Below are 14,994 nucleotides of genomic sequence, written 5' to 3'. Positions count from 1 at the left end.
AATTATTTTTATGAAGCAATAGAGTTAATACAACAGAACAGTAATTTTGAAATTATAAATAAAAACGATTATTTAAAACCGCACGATAACTATGTAATTACCAAATATCATCAAAAAGCTATTAAGGCGAATAGAACGCCGAAATTTATGATTTTGCGGCACGTTTTAGGCGATCATTAATTGCAGCCCCTATATTCACTTGAGGTATAGGGCTAACTGCTATACCTCTTACATCATGAGATGCAGCATAATCGTCAAGTATTCTTAAATAAGCATAAAGATTTGCAGCGGCTTCTATAAAGTCACCTTTTACACTTAAGTTTAATGAAAATCTTCCTGTAAGATTGCTATTGCTAAAGTTTAATCCGATTTCTTTATCCTCTAAATTTATAGCATTTAGCCTAACCGGTACTTTTGGTGAATAGTGTTTTGCAAGCATTCCCGAAGCTTTTATAGTACTTGTCTCTGATGCTTTTAAAACTTCTATCCCTAGTATTTCTCCTAAAATTTCAACAGTTATAAACCCTTCTCTAAGAATAGTAGGAGTAACAGTTGTTGTATCAATTATCGTTGACTCTAGCCCATATTTAGATTGATAGATTTCAGGTGCTAAAATAAAAATTTCCTGATTATCCTTAAAATGTTTTGTGACATGCTCAGCGTTAGTCGGACTAATATAGTTTGAAGGGTTAGCACTTGGGGCAGCTATAGGTATGCCTGATTGTTTGATAAGCTCTAACGCTACAGGATAAGATGGTATCCGAAGTGCTATGGTATTTAGTCCTGCTGTTACGCTAGGGGCAATATTTGCATTCTCTTTTAAAGGGACAACTATAGATAATGGTCCAGACCAAAATTTTTCTGCTATTTTTGTAGCTAAATCGTCAAACTCCCCTATTTCCTTTGCTTGCTCTATGGAGGAGACATGCACGATAAGCGGATTGATAGCAGGGCGCTCTTTGAACTGAAAAATCTTTAAACACGCCTCATTATTTGTGGCATCCGCACCAATCCCATAGACTGTTTCAGTCGGAAAAACAACCACTTTACCTGATTTTATAAATTGAACTGCTTTGTTTATCATAAGCGGTTAAACTTAGCTACTTTATCAAATAATTCACAAATATTCTGTAATAACGACAAACGATTTTGAGCGATCTTTGGATCAGAGTCATTAACGAGTACATTATCAAAAAAGCTAGTAATGGGAGTTAATAGAGACGATAATAAATTTAAGGCTTTCTTATAATCTTTATCAGCTATACTATCTATAATTTGCGGAGAAATTTTTTGGATTACTTCAAATAATTCTTTTTCAGGTTGTGTACTAAAGAGACTCGCATCAACTAAGCCGGTAATTTTCTGATCACCAATTATATTGCTAGCTCGTTTGTAAGCATTTAATAATTGCTTGCCTGCGTCTTCTATTAAAAATTCTTTTAACTCATCAAGCTTAAAGTTTGTATCTACTAAATTTAAGTCAAGAACTGCATTAATTAACGCAATATCATAGTCATTTTTAAAGTAAAATTTTGCTCTTTCTTCAAAAAAAGATATTATTAAATTCTTATTTTCGTTAGATGAATCTTTATATAAGTTTATAGAAAAATTAATTAAATCATTAAAATTTAGCTCTAATTTATTTTCAAGTATTATTCTTATTATACCAAGAGCTTGACGTCTTAAGGCATATGGATCACCTGAGCCTGTTGGTGTTTCCCCTGCTATCATCAAACCTACTAAACTATCTAGCTTATCGGCTAAAGCAAGTAAAGCCGCATTTCCACTTGGTACATTGTCGCTCAAACCTTGCGGTTTATAATGGTCTTTAATTGCAGCGGCTATTTCTGCATTTAGTCCTTCATGTTTTGCATAATAATAACCCATAATCCCCTGTAAATCAGGAAATTCCCTGACCATCTCAGAAACAAGATCACTTTTGCAAAGTCTAGCTGCTGTAATCAAATCCTTATTATTTGGAGCTATATAATTACAAATATCGGTTATGCGTTCAATTTTTTCTCTTAAATTACCAAGCTTTGCATTAAATGTTACAGCTTCTAATTGGCCTAATCTTGATTCTAAAGTTTTAGCTATATCCTGCTTACAAAAATATAAAGCATCCGAAAGACGTGCCGATAGAACTTTCTCGTTACCTTGAATAACTAGTTCAGCATTTGTAAATCTGCCATTACTGACAAAGAGAAAATACGGTGTAAAATTTCCTGTTTTATCAAATAAACAAAAATATTTCTGATGCGTACGCATCGAAGAAATAAGTACTTCTTTAGGTAACTCTAAAAATTTTTGCGGTATTTTTCCAAGCAGCACAACAGGAAATTCGCTAAGCCCTACTACTTCTTCTACTAAACGATTATCTTCTTTTATAATTAACTCATGAGACTTTGCTAGTTTCAGTAAACCGGTTTTAATTATTGCCTCTCTCTTTGCTCTTTCTAAAATAACATGATTTTCTAAAAGCTTATTTCTATAATCTTCAAAATCTGTTACTTCTAATTTTTTATTATCAGTAAGACGATGCCCATACGTAATATTATTAGCGGTTAAATGCCCAAATTGCATCGGTAATATTTCGCCGTCAAATATACATAAAATATTTCGCAGAGGTCTAATCCATTTTATTTTGTAATCACCCCAAAACATCGATTTTGCCCAGCTATATTTATTAATAGCCTCTATAATAATCTCCGGCAAAATCTCTTTTATTTCTCTTTCTTCTGTTTTTTTGACAAAGAAATAATATAGCTGATTACTAATTAATTTAGTAGGAAGCTCTAATTTACTAACATTATGAGCTTTACAAAAGCCGTTAATAGCGGCTTCCGGAGCTTCTATGCTTGGTCCTTTAATTTCTTCCTCTTTTGGCAAAGTTATCTTTGGCAAATGGGTAGCATGCAGCGTTATCCTGCGAGGTCCCGCGAATACTTGTACTTTTGCAAATATTTCGTTTTCTTCAAAAATTTTTGTGAATATATTTAAATAACCCTCTTCAGCATTTTTTTGCATAAAAGCCGGAATTTCTTCGCTAAATAGTTCTAATAATAACTCGCTCACTTGTTCATCTCCAACCATTTTGTACAACAAATTCTAGCTAAATGACGCACTCTTAAAACATAAGAAGCACGCTCAGTGACGCTGATTACTCCAAGTGCATTTAGTTGATTAAATGCATGACTTGCCTTAAGGCATTCATCATAAGCCGGCATAGGTAAATTAGCTTTGATTAATCTCTCACACTGGTCTTCGCTATCCTTGAAATGTCGCAGTAACATTGCACTATCGGCAAGCTCTAAATTATATTTTGAAAATTGCCATTCAGCTTCGAAATCCACTTCACCGTATTTTAAAGCTTTTTCGCCTACTTGCCCGTTCCAATCAAGCTCTCTTACTTCATCAACACCTTGAATATATAAAGCAAGCCTCTCGAGTCCATAAGTGATTTCACCGGCAACGGGACGGCATTCAATACCACCGATTTGCTGCATATAAGTAAATTGCGATACTTCCATACCGTTACACCATACTTCCCAGCCAAGCCCGGCAGCACCTAAGGTTGGCGACTCCCAATCATCTTCAACAAATCTGATATCATGAATTTTTAAATCTATGCCTAAACACTCTAAGCTTTTAAGATATAACTCTTGAATATTATCCGGAGACGGCTTTAAGATAACTTGAAACTGATAATAATGCTGCATTCTATTAGGATGCATACCATACCTGCTATCTCCTGGTCTTCTTGATGGCTGAACATATGCAACAGACCAAGGTTTAGTACCAAGGCAGCGAAGTACAGTTGCAGGGTGAAACGTACCGGCTCCAACATGGGCATCGTAAGGTTGCAATATTGCACAGCCATAATCCTGCCAATAATTTTGTAATGTCAGAATAATTTGCTGAAATGATAGTTTTTTCATAGGGTATTATTATTGGGAAAGAAAATTTTGATCAGCTAAAAGGATCAAATATTTTTATATTAAACATATTATAATGTTTAATATTTCTAGTAACTAGTATCATATTACTTTGTTTTGCCTGTGCAGCTATTAAAGCATCGATTACATTCGTACTATCAATACTCATTAATTCACCCCACTCCTCACATATTTCTTTGTCAATATTAAGAATTCTTTCATTATAATCTATTATTATTCTTTCTAACCATTTTTCTAATTTCAAACTTGCTATTTTATCTTTCTTTGCTAATTTTGATATTCCCTTTCTTATTTCGCCGATAGTAATACAACTTAAGTATAACTGGCTAGAATGAATAATTGAAAACCATGCTGCTACTTGAGAATTGGATGTTTTCTTTTGAATTTCAGATACAACATTAGTATCTAATAAATATTTCATAATTCAAAATCTCTAGCATATCCTTTTGCTCTCTGAATATCCAAATTATCTGTCTTAGGTATGCTCAATAAATATTCTTTGAAATCAGGTTTTTGTTTAGTAAGTTGTTTATAGTCTTTTATACTAATAATTACAACTGCTTCTTTACCCCTTTTTGTAATACATTGAGGGGTACCATGCATTGCAATATCAATAATATTACTTAACTTATTCTTTGCTTCGTGTAACTGCCATTTATTCATATAAAATCCTCATATAGCTAGATTGTCTAGATTATTATAATATAAAGATGCAAAAAAATAAAATATTTTTTTATTAATTTGAGGTCTTAATAATACTCCTTGCCGATCTCGATTTTAGGACGATTGTTTGCTACTCGCCAATCGTTAGTATCACGGAAAGAATAAACACAGCCGCAAAATTCTTGTTTATAAAAGTTCTCTTCTTTTGCAATTTCGTACATTCTGCTAGCACCGCCATCTTTACGCCAATTATAAGTCCAATAGGTCACCCCTTCATAATGAGATGCCGCCCTAGTTCCTGATTCATTAATTTGGTTCATATCTTTCCATCTAGAAATACCAAGCGAGCTAGTTATAACTTTAAAGCCATTCTCATAAGCATATAAAGCCGTACGCTCGAAACGCATATCAAAACACATTGTACAGCGTATACCTCTCTCAGGCTCAAACTCCATCCCTTTAGCACGCCTAAACCAATTTTGTGGATCATAATCTGCATCGATAAATTTTATATTATGTTTCTCGGCAAATTTAATATTTTCGTTTTTACGAAGCTCATATTCTTTTTTAGGATGAATATTAGGATTATAGAAAAAAAGCATAAACTTAATGCCGGTATCGATCATTTTTTCCATTAAAGGGCCAACACAAGGAGCACAACAACAATGGAGTAAAACCTTGCTTTCACCGTTTGGTATTTCAAAAACTTCGCTCATATTAATTTACTAGATTCTTTTTATAGGTTTCTTTATAGAATTTTAGAATTATAGAAGATAACAAGGCAAGTGCAATTAAATAATATGCAATAGCATAATTGTCTCCAGTAACTTTCGTTAACATCATTGCTAACATTGGAGCAGTACCGCCAAATATAGCAGCTGCAAGGTTGTATGAAAGTACAACACTGGTAAATCTTATGCTAGTCGGAAATATCTCTACTAAAACCATTGGAATAGGCCCCATATAGATGCTAATAACTCCAGCAAATATTACTTGAGATTTATTATAGCTAAAGTAAAATTCATCGACCCTAAGGCTACAAAATAGGATAGACTGATAAAATTAACAAGATAATCCCCCATATTAGTACAGGATGTCGCCCCACCTTATCCGAAACATACGCAGATATAGGAAATACTATCATCATTACGATTAATATTATACTACTAACAATTGTGCTTTGCTGATTAGTATAACCGAGTGTTTGCATAAAATTACCAATAAAAACCGTAGAAGTATAAAAAGGAGTAGTTACGGTAATATACAGACCAAGTGCGATAATTAGTTCTTTTGGGTATTTTGTTAATGTTTCTCGTAAAGGAAAACGTGCTAAACGCCTTGTTCCCTTAGCTTTTTTATAAATAGGACTTTCTGCTAGGTTCTTTCTAATATATAAACCTACGGAGCTAATAAAAAAGGTATCCTCCAACCCCATTCAAATAGCATATCGGCATGCATAAAATAAGAAAAACCGGCTGCTGTACCAAGTCCAAGCAGCATACCGCCACACATACTAACAAATGAACTACTCCCCGCAAGTCCCCTCACTGCTCGAACGAAGCATGTTCTACAATATACGAAATACAACCGCTAAATTCCCCTCCTAAAGAAAAACCTTGTATGAGTCTGATAATAGTTAAAATAATAGGAGCGGCAATTCCAATAGTTTTATAACTTGGTAAGAGCCCTATCCCGGCGTCGGTATTGCCATAGCTATAATACCCATCACCAAAGCAGTACGTCTACTGAATCTATCACCTATATTACCGAAAATAATACCGCTGAGCGGTCGTACTACAAAGCCTGCAGCAAATACTGCAAAAGTTAACGTCTCTTGCATTTCTGGATCCGGAAAAAATGCTGCCCTATAATATAAGCAAATTGCGCATATAATGCATAATCATACCATTCTAAAGCGTTGCCGGTCATACCGGATATTACTACTTTTCTCATTAAGTTATTTTTTTAAAAAAAGATAATAAGAGTAATATTTTATATGCTCAAGTAAAAATAGCTTTATTTCATGCGAATAGCTTTGCTTGCGTTGATACCGTAGTTGTCATTGCGAGGAGCGTAGAGATGTGGCAATCTAGAAAAATAATTAAAAAAATTCTGATTTACAGAATTTTTACTGGATTGCTTCGTCGAATTACTGCGTAATTCTTCTCACAATTACTATACCCTATCTATGTTTTTCATTAACCACTTTCTTAGTTAATTTAACATTGATTTGAGAAGGAGAAACTTTAATATTTTGTTTGATGTTTTTTGTTTTTTCTTGAGATAGAAGACTTTCTTTATCACTTTGTAATGTTTTTATAAACTTATCTATATTGCTTTGTTCTAGTTTTATTGCATTATCATTATTCAAAATTAATCCTCCAATTTTTTCACCAAGTTCAGGTGCATATCTGACGGCAAAAATTGATGCCGGTACAACTATGATAGAAAAAGCTGCTCCTGCAGTCGCAACACTGATTGCTCCGACTAATAAAGCACAAACAGCACCGGCGATTTTTCCAGTTGCTTGTTTAAACATATTACTTTTTTGTGTAAATACTAAAGACATCTCTAATATTTTATTAAATTCTTTCTTTATATAGATGGTTGCTTCATCAATATTATTATATTTCTTCATTGCATACATTACAGAAGCCTTAAATAATTTTTTGTGAGACTCTGCATAATTTATTATTTTATCAAAATTCTTCTCTTTTAAAAGAGTTTTAAATATATTTTTAATTTTTTCTTTTTCGGTACTATTTATGTCATCTCCAAAATAAACTTCTACAAGATTTTCTGCTATTATATCTTGTGATTGCTCTAAAATATTATTCTTATTTTGCTCATTTTCATCTTCAGAAGTAATCATTATTGCAAATAACTCTAATGCTACGGAAAAATTATCATCGTTAATAACCCGCATACCTAAATAATTTTTGAGTCTAGAAATACATTTATTAATATATTTTTCAGCCTCTGGTTTAGAATTAAGCCTTAGCGTATAATCTATAGCAAGCATATTCGCAATAGTAGAGCAAGTAGATTTCATAAGATTATTGACAAAATTATTAACAATATCTTTTTTAAATAAATTAGTATTTACGTTATTAAGTACTATTGCATTATTCATTTTGGTAATTTATTTTGAGGCTAATTCTCTGATATATAATATCAATTTAGCATAAATAAGATTAGGAGCATGATTTACTGAAAGTTTATATATATTCTTAGGTGTTAATACTTCTTCATTACGTACTCGTACAAAAGATATAAGAGTATTAGGAGGCATATAAGAATAAATTTCAGAGAATATTTTTAGAAAAGTCAAAAAATCTGCACATGCATATTTTATATTTATGCTATAATTATTTACATAAATCGATTCATCTTTTCCTTCAATCTCCTGAACATTATTTTTAAAAAATACTGAATTTATAAATACATCTATAGGTTCTACTAAATCATATTTATTGCTTAAGCTTTTTATTTTAGGAATCAGTTCTTGATAATTTAAGCAACTCACACTACTTGGCACACTTAAATCTACATATTTTTTGTACGATTCTAATATTTCTTCTTTAGAGTTAATGACAGAATAAAGCTTTAAAACTTCCTCTGTTAGATTTTCTTGTAAAACTTGTTTATCAAGAATAGATTTACTGTATTCTTGCTGGAAAATTTTTATTATCCAAATAGTTAAGGAAATAAAGAAAAAATATATAATAAATTGAAAAAATATAAGATTCTTTAAATACATAATATATTTTTCAAACATTACTTTTACCTTGGGTTATTAGTGCCGTTGCATGGTTTATGTCATTCCCGCCTACGTGGGAATGACATGGAATATTACGTTTTATTATCAACTATATTAACTGATAAAGGAATTACTACCTTACCGAATATATCAAGTATTTTATCCTTATATATAATATAATCTATCTGCAAATTAGATAATTTATTTTTTACGTTTGTCATATGATCATCTAGCATCTTTAGAGATTCATATACCGATAGATTATTAGTATGATATTTAAGTATTAACTTGATTATTAATTGTCTCTTAGAAACTAACAAAATATTATCTATATTTGTTAATTCCCATTTAATTTCTTCTAATTTAAAAGCCGGATTTAAAGTAATTATTAGCCTTTTAAGTAAATCAAACGGCAGTGGTACCGGTGCTTCTAGTAATTTTTCTATTACATATAAATCAGCTAGGCTAGTAGTATTTTTAATATAAGGATATTTATATTTGATCTCATCATATTCTTGATTTGTTGCATAATATTTTTCATTAATAGAGTTTATGTCTTTGTAATTTTGTTTTGTATTATATTTGATAATACCAACCACTAATATTAATATTATAAGTAATGCACTATATAATTTAAATGTCAGATCCTTTATAGTAACTAGTTTTTTTATTGATTTTAAATTATTATTATAAGCGGGAAAACTCTTATATTCTAGAAACAGTCTACTAATATTCGTATCTATAAATCTTTCTTTTTCTAGAGTTTGCTTATTTAGTATATTATCAACCGGTATAAAGATTACAGGGCGTTCTTCAAAGTTTGTTGATTCTAATAAAGATTTTAACTCTTCATCTACTATAAGAATTATACAGGCTCTTTGGTCAAGATTACTTATATAGTTTTTAAATAATATCAAACAATCATTAATTTCTTGTTCTATAATACCTTGAACATAGCCGATTGTTTTATCAAATGGATACTCAAGATTTCTAATTGTTATTATATTATTTTTATGTTTGATAATAAATTTTATACCGCTAGCTTGTGATGCATATACAAAAATTTGAAAATAATCGTTATATTTATCATTTTCTATATTCTGCACTATTTTATTTATAATAACTTTTAGCTCTAACGTTAAAAAGTAAATTCCTTTTAAATCAAGAGATCTTTTATCTATAATGCATGAAATTATATCACTTAAAGGTGTTTCAAATGGACACGACATAATTAAAGTCGACCAAATTTCACTTGGGGTAGTAGTAATTTCGTAAACACAATGTGCTATAATGTCTTCTTTATTAAAATAACCTTCAATAAATTGTTCAATAGGATCAAGTTTAACTATTGACTGTAATATAGGTATTTGATCGTGCCGTGTTTTACATTCACTGCCGTCAAGTAAAAAATAAATATCGCTTTTTGGAAATTTACTAAAAAAGTTTTTATAAGGATTTAAGTCTATCTGTGCTCGAGTAGGGATAAATAATTTATCTAATAATTTATTATCGAGAAAAGTACTAAGAAATACACCTTTATTACCTAGTAACACCACAATCTTTTTTCTTTTGAAAGAAAATATTTTTAATTTTGTAGCAAATTGAACAAAATGTAATTTGATCGAATCAAAAATATTTTTCATAAATAAATTTATTTTAATCATAATTCAGTGTATTTTACTATACTGGACGTCATTTCTGCGTGGATACCCGAACCGTCATTGCGAACGACTAAAAGGAGCGTGGCAATCTCAGAACTTTGGCACGAGATTGCGTACGTACAATTACTACGTAATTTTCCTCACCATGACGAAAAATGATCCTCTCCGGAATGACATAACATTAAATAATATATCTTACCATGACTAAATTTACCACTGAAGAAGTTAGAAGTAAATTTATAACTTACTTTAAAGCAAATAATCATACACATGTACCGGCCAGCTCGTTAATTCCACACAATGACCCTAGCTTAATGTTTGTTAATTCCGGAATGGTACAATTTAAAAATGTTTTTACCGGACAAGGAAAAAGACCTTATAACAAAGCGGTAACTAATCAAAAGTCTCTTAGAGCCGGCGGCAAGCATAATGACCTTGAGAATGTCGGTTATACGGCAAGACATCATACCTTTTTTGAAATGCTAGGTAATTTTTCATTCGGTGACTATTTTAAAGAACAAGCCATATATTACGCTTGGAATTTATTGACTAAAGAATTTGAACTCTCAAAAGACAAGCTTTATGCAACAATTTATCATACTGATGACGAAGCAGCTGCTTATTGGAAAAAAATAGCAGGTTTTGGGGATGATCGCATCATAAAGATCAAAACAAACGATAATTTTTGGTCAATGGGTGATACTGGCCCTTGCGGTCCTTGTTCCGAAATTTTTTACGACCACGGTGAACAAATATATGGCGGACTTCCTGGTACTAAAGATGAAGACGGTGATAGATTTATCGAGATTTGGAATATGGTATTTATGCAATATGAACAAATCGATAAAGATACTAGCATAGAATTATCGCAAAAATCTATCGATACCGGTATGGGTCTTGAGCGTATGACGGCAGTATTACAGCATGTTAACAACAATTATGATATAGATTTATTTCAGGAAATAATTAATTTTACCGAAAACATAGTAAAAGTGAAAGCAGAGGGAGAAGCTAAATTTTCTTACCGAGTTATTGCTGACCACTTACGAGCAAGTAGCTTTTTAATAGCTGACGGCGTTATTCCTTCAAATGAGGGGCGTGGTTACGTACTTCGCCGCATTATGCGAAGATCCATGAGGCATGCTCATATGCTTGGGTCAAAAGAACCTTTAATGTATAAATTACTGCCAAAACTTGTTGATTTAATGGGGAATGTTTATCCTGAACTTAAAAGAGCAGAAAGCTTTATAAGCAGTATCTTAGAACAAGAAGAAATTAGATTTAAAACCACATTAGAACGTGGTCTCAAACTTCTTACCGAAGAAACAGAAACGCTAACAAAAGGTAATGAATTATCAGGAGAAGTAGCATTTAAACTATACGATACTTATGGATTTCCGCTTGATTTAACCGAAGATATTCTAAAAAACCGTGATATTGCCGTTGATCACAAAGGGTTTGAAGAGCAAATGCTTATGCAAAAAGAACGTGCTAGAAAATCTTGGCTTGGCTCCGGTGAATCAAAAACCAATCAGTTGTGGTTTGATATCAAAGAGCAACATGGTAGCACGGAGTTTTTAGGATATACACTTAATGAAGCAAAATGTAAAATAATTGCATTAATCAAAAATAATAATTTAGTTAATGTTATAAAAGAAATAGATACACAATTCCTACTAATCAGCAACCAAACTCCTTTCTACGGTGAATCAGGCGGTCAAATAGGTGACACCGGAACGATATTTGCAAAAGATTCTGAAGTAGAAGTAATAGATACTTTAAAATATTTAGGTTCTATTATAGTCCACAAATGTATTTTGAAAAAGGGGCAGATTAACGTAGGCGAGAATGCTAATTTTAGTATAGACATAAGATATAGGCAAAATTTAAGAATTCATCATTCGGCAACGCATATATTACATGCAGTACTGCATGAGGTACTTGGGAAACATGTTACTCAAAAAGGTTCATTAGTCGCTCCGACTTATTTACGTTTTGATATTAGCCATTCTAAAGCTGTGACTAATGAAGAAATCACTTTAATCGAAGATAAGGTAAATGAGATTATTAGAGATAATCATGAAGTAACTACTACATTAATGGCAACTGAAGATGCAGTTAAACAAGGAGCTATGGCACTGTTTGGCGAGAAATACGACTCTGAAGTAAGAGTAGTTAAGATGGGTGAGACTTCTTTAGAATTATGCGGCGGTACGCATGTCAGACGTACCGGTGACATCGGTTGCTTTAAAATCACAAGCGAAAGTGCTATAGCAGCAGGTGTTCGTAGAATTGAAGCAGTTTGCGGTGAATTCGTAATTACATTAATGAGAGAAAAGGATAGTTTACTTAAATCGATAGAAAGCAGTTTCAAAACTAATAAAAATGAACTTATTACTAAGGTTAATAATATCTTAGAGCGTAACAAGGAAGTTGAGAAAGAGTTAGAAAACACTCTTTTAGCTAGTTTAGATTTAAGTATAGAGCAAATTGAAAAGCAAGCTGCACAAATAACAGGAATAAAACTATTATATAAAAAAGTAGGAAATATAGACAATAAAATATTACGTCAAGCTGCCGAAAATTTAACAAAAAAAGTAGAAGATTTGATAATGGTATATATTGCCGAGGGAATTGGTAAATTATCTATTACGGTTGCGGTGAGTAAAGCTATAACAGACAAATACAATGCAGATATAATTGCAAAAAAACTTTCTTTATTCTTAGGTGGCAGCGGCGGAGGTGGACAAGCAAGCCTTGCTCAAGCCGGTGGAACTGATATAGGTAAGCTCACTAACATCCATGAAAAATTATACAGTTTATTGACAGTGTCGTAACTAATTTAGGATGTCATTACGAGTGTGCTTTGTAGATGGATACCCGGGTGTCATTGTGAGCAACCTTAGTACTTGCATGGCAATCTCGTCAAATATCCTGAGATTACTTCGTAATTTTCCTCACAATGACAAGGTGGTATCCACATAACAATGTCTATGCAGGGAGGCATTGTAATGACAAAATTTATGGTTGTTAATACGCTGCTTTCACAAAATAAAGACCGGAGGCGGGAGCAGTAGGACCAGCGGCTTTTCTATCTTTAGCTTCTAAAACATCTTTAATTTGTTCTGCCTGCCAAATATTTTTACCAACAAGTACTAAACTGCCAACAATATTACGTACCATATGATGCAAAAATGACGGGGCTGAAAGATATAATTTTATTTCTTCGTCTTCTTTAATAATATTAAGTTCAGTTAAAGTTTTAATCGGTGATTTTGATTGACATGAGCTAGTCCTAAATGAAGTAAAATCATGTTTGCCTAATAGATAGGCGGCAGCTTGTTGCATAGCCGGAACATCTAAAGGTGAACTAATCCACCATGCTCTATTTAAATCAATTACCGATGGATAAGGTCTATTAATAATTCTATATATATAATAACGAGAGGTAGCCGAAAACCTAGCATGAAAATTATTGGGGGCTAATTCACAATTCCATACTCCTACGGCATATGGTCTTGCAAAATAGTTGATAGCTGTAATAATTTTGTGAGGTTCTAAATATTTTGAAAGATCAAAATGTGCTACTTGACCTACAGCATGAACACCGGCATCTGTCCTTCCTGACCCAAACAATATCACCTGTTCACCGGAAAATTTATAAATCGCTTCTTCTAATATCTGCTGTACCGACATTACTCCTGCTTGTCTTTGCCAACCTGCAAGATCCGTGCCTAAATATTCAATGGTAATTTTATATCGATACATAATAGCCCACTGTCATCCCGTGGCTTGACCACGGGATCTTGTATCACAGCCCGTGTCCTGAGATCCTAAATCACGGGATGACAGTATAAGTATTATCATGCTTCTAGTAAATCCGATGGATTACCGTCACCACGCTTTCCTCCGCTTCTAAAGCTATTAAGTTTTTTGGATCTAATAGGATGTTGTAACTTTCTTAAAGCTTTTGACTCGATTTGTCTTATACGTTCTCTAGTTACTTTAAATTGCTGCCCTACTTCTTCTAATGTATGGTCAGTATTCATACCTATACCGAAACGCATTCTAAGCACTCTTTCTTCACGAGGCGTAAGGGTGGCAAGTACTCTAGTGGTAACTTCTCGTAAATTTGACTGAATTGCCGCATCAATCGGTGCTACTGCATTCTTATCTTCGATAAAATCGCCTAATTGACCGCCGTCACTATCATCACCTACGGGATTCTCAAGACTTATAGGTTCTTTAGCTATTTTCATGACTTTACGCACTTTATCAAGCGGCATTGAAAGACGGTTAGCGATTTCCGTTGCTGTGGGTTCGTATCCGAGTTCATTAAGCATTTGTCTTGAAGTACGTAGTATCTTATTAATTGTTTCAATCATATGCACAGGAATACGTATAGTCCTTGCTTGATCGGCAATAGCTCTTGTTATAGCTTGTCTAATCCACCACGTAGCATAGGTAGAGAATTTATAACCACGGCGATATTCAAATTTATCCACTGCTTTCATAAGTCCTATATTACCTTCTTGAATTAAATCTAAAAACTGCAATCCTCTATTAGCGTATTTTTTAGCAATAGATATAACTAAACGTAAATTCGCTTCTATCATATCTTTTTTTGCTTGTAGAGTTTGTCTCTCGCTTTTTTGTATAGTATTCACTAGTTTTTTAAAATCATTAACTAAAAGACCAGTTTTAGATTCTATAACCGATAATTCAGCAATCATTTGATCTATATAATCCGATTCTTTAGTCATTAACTCTTTCCAAGCGACTTTTTTATTTTTCAGCATTTTTTCTTTCCATGCTGCATTAATAACCGATCCTATATATTCATCAAGGAAATTTTGGCGAGTTACTCCATATTTTTCAGCAAGTTTTAAAAAAGCTGTTTCTTTATTAATTAAATCACGATTTATTCCATACATCTTACCTAAAATTTCTTCCG

12 protein-coding genes and 2 pseudogenes are annotated in these 14,994 nt (G+C 32.5%); 2 read left to right on the top strand and 12 right to left on the bottom strand.

What is annotated here, in order from left to right; genetic code table 11:
- Positions 1-180: pseudogene (locus BG75_RS09345) on the top strand (protein-(glutamine-N5) methyltransferase, release factor-specific); the annotation flags it as partial.
- Here BG75_RS09345 and BG75_RS01085 read toward each other — a convergent pair.
- The 10 genes and pseudogenes from BG75_RS01085 to BG75_RS01040 form a co-directional block, all read right to left on the bottom strand.
- The gene (locus tag BG75_RS01085) at positions 146-1,084 is read right to left on the bottom strand and encodes an L-threonylcarbamoyladenylate synthase (protein WP_062811115.1); all 939 of its coding nucleotides are present in this window, start codon (positions 1,082-1,084) and stop codon (positions 146-148) included. The pseudogene BG75_RS09345 and the gene BG75_RS01085 overlap by 35 nt on opposite strands.
- The gene (gene glyS / locus BG75_RS01080) at positions 1,081-3,075 is read right to left on the bottom strand and encodes a glycine--tRNA ligase subunit beta (protein ID WP_062811157.1); all 1,995 of its coding nucleotides are present in this window, start codon (positions 3,073-3,075) and stop codon (positions 1,081-1,083) included. The genes BG75_RS01085 and glyS overlap by 4 nt, the downstream gene beginning before the upstream one ends.
- Positions 3,072-3,938 (bottom strand): glycine--tRNA ligase subunit alpha, encoded by an 867-nt coding sequence (locus BG75_RS01075; protein WP_062811114.1) that lies wholly within the window; start codon positions 3,936-3,938, stop codon positions 3,072-3,074. Before BG75_RS01075 ends, glyS begins: the two co-directional genes overlap by 4 nt.
- A gap of 31 nt (positions 3,939-3,969) precedes the next feature.
- On the bottom strand, positions 3,970-4,377 hold the full coding sequence (locus tag BG75_RS01070; RefSeq protein WP_062811113.1) for a type II toxin-antitoxin system VapC family toxin: 408 nt from the start codon (positions 4,375-4,377) through the stop codon (positions 3,970-3,972).
- Complete coding sequence (locus BG75_RS01065) at positions 4,374-4,619, bottom strand: type II toxin-antitoxin system Phd/YefM family antitoxin (RefSeq protein ID WP_012151425.1); 246 nt, start codon at positions 4,617-4,619, stop codon at positions 4,374-4,376. Before BG75_RS01065 ends, BG75_RS01070 begins: the two co-directional genes overlap by 4 nt.
- An 86-nt stretch (positions 4,620-4,705) precedes the next feature.
- On the bottom strand, positions 4,706-5,335 hold the full coding sequence (locus BG75_RS01060; RefSeq protein ID WP_062811112.1) for an epoxyqueuosine reductase QueH: 630 nt from the start codon (positions 5,333-5,335) through the stop codon (positions 4,706-4,708).
- 1 nt (position 5,336) lies between these two features.
- Positions 5,337-6,572, bottom strand: a pseudogene (locus tag BG75_RS08095) (MFS transporter).
- Between the two features lie 229 nt (positions 6,573-6,801).
- Positions 6,802-7,752: an RP853 family protein gene (locus BG75_RS01050; protein WP_062811111.1), complete on the bottom strand. Its 951-nt coding sequence runs from the start codon at positions 7,750-7,752 to the stop codon at positions 6,802-6,804.
- A gap of 9 nt (positions 7,753-7,761) precedes the next feature.
- Entirely contained in the window at positions 7,762-8,397 is a 636-nt protein-coding gene (locus tag BG75_RS01045; protein WP_062811110.1) for a hypothetical protein, read from the bottom strand.
- Between the two features lie 74 nt (positions 8,398-8,471).
- Entirely contained in the window at positions 8,472-10,043 is a 1,572-nt protein-coding gene (locus BG75_RS01040; RefSeq protein ID WP_062811109.1) for a hypothetical protein, read from the bottom strand.
- Positions 10,044-10,240: 197 nt separating this feature from the next.
- Here BG75_RS01040 and alaS point away from each other — a divergent pair, with 197 nt between their 5' ends.
- On the top strand, positions 10,241-12,877 hold the full coding sequence (gene alaS / locus BG75_RS01035) for an alanine--tRNA ligase (RefSeq protein ID WP_062811108.1): 2,637 nt from the start codon (positions 10,241-10,243) through the stop codon (positions 12,875-12,877).
- Between the two features lie 193 nt (positions 12,878-13,070).
- On the opposite strand, the gene truA is transcribed toward alaS, so the two are convergent.
- Both truA and rpoD read right to left on the bottom strand, forming a co-directional pair.
- The gene (truA, locus tag BG75_RS01030) at positions 13,071-13,808 is read right to left on the bottom strand and encodes a tRNA pseudouridine(38-40) synthase TruA (RefSeq protein WP_062811107.1); all 738 of its coding nucleotides are present in this window, start codon (positions 13,806-13,808) and stop codon (positions 13,071-13,073) included.
- A gap of 95 nt (positions 13,809-13,903) precedes the next feature.
- Positions 13,904-14,994, bottom strand: a 1,091-nt coding sequence (rpoD, locus tag BG75_RS09340; protein WP_252903549.1) for an RNA polymerase sigma factor RpoD, incomplete at its 5' end; no start/stop codon positions are given.

It is taken from the genome of Rickettsia endosymbiont of Proechinophthirus fluctus (assembly GCF_001602635.1).
Lineage (GTDB): Bacteria > Pseudomonadota > Alphaproteobacteria > Rickettsiales > Rickettsiaceae > Rickettsia > Rickettsia rickettsii.
The sequence above is the reverse complement of the archived record's forward strand: the minus strand, read 5'-3'. Positions and strand labels throughout refer to the sequence as shown.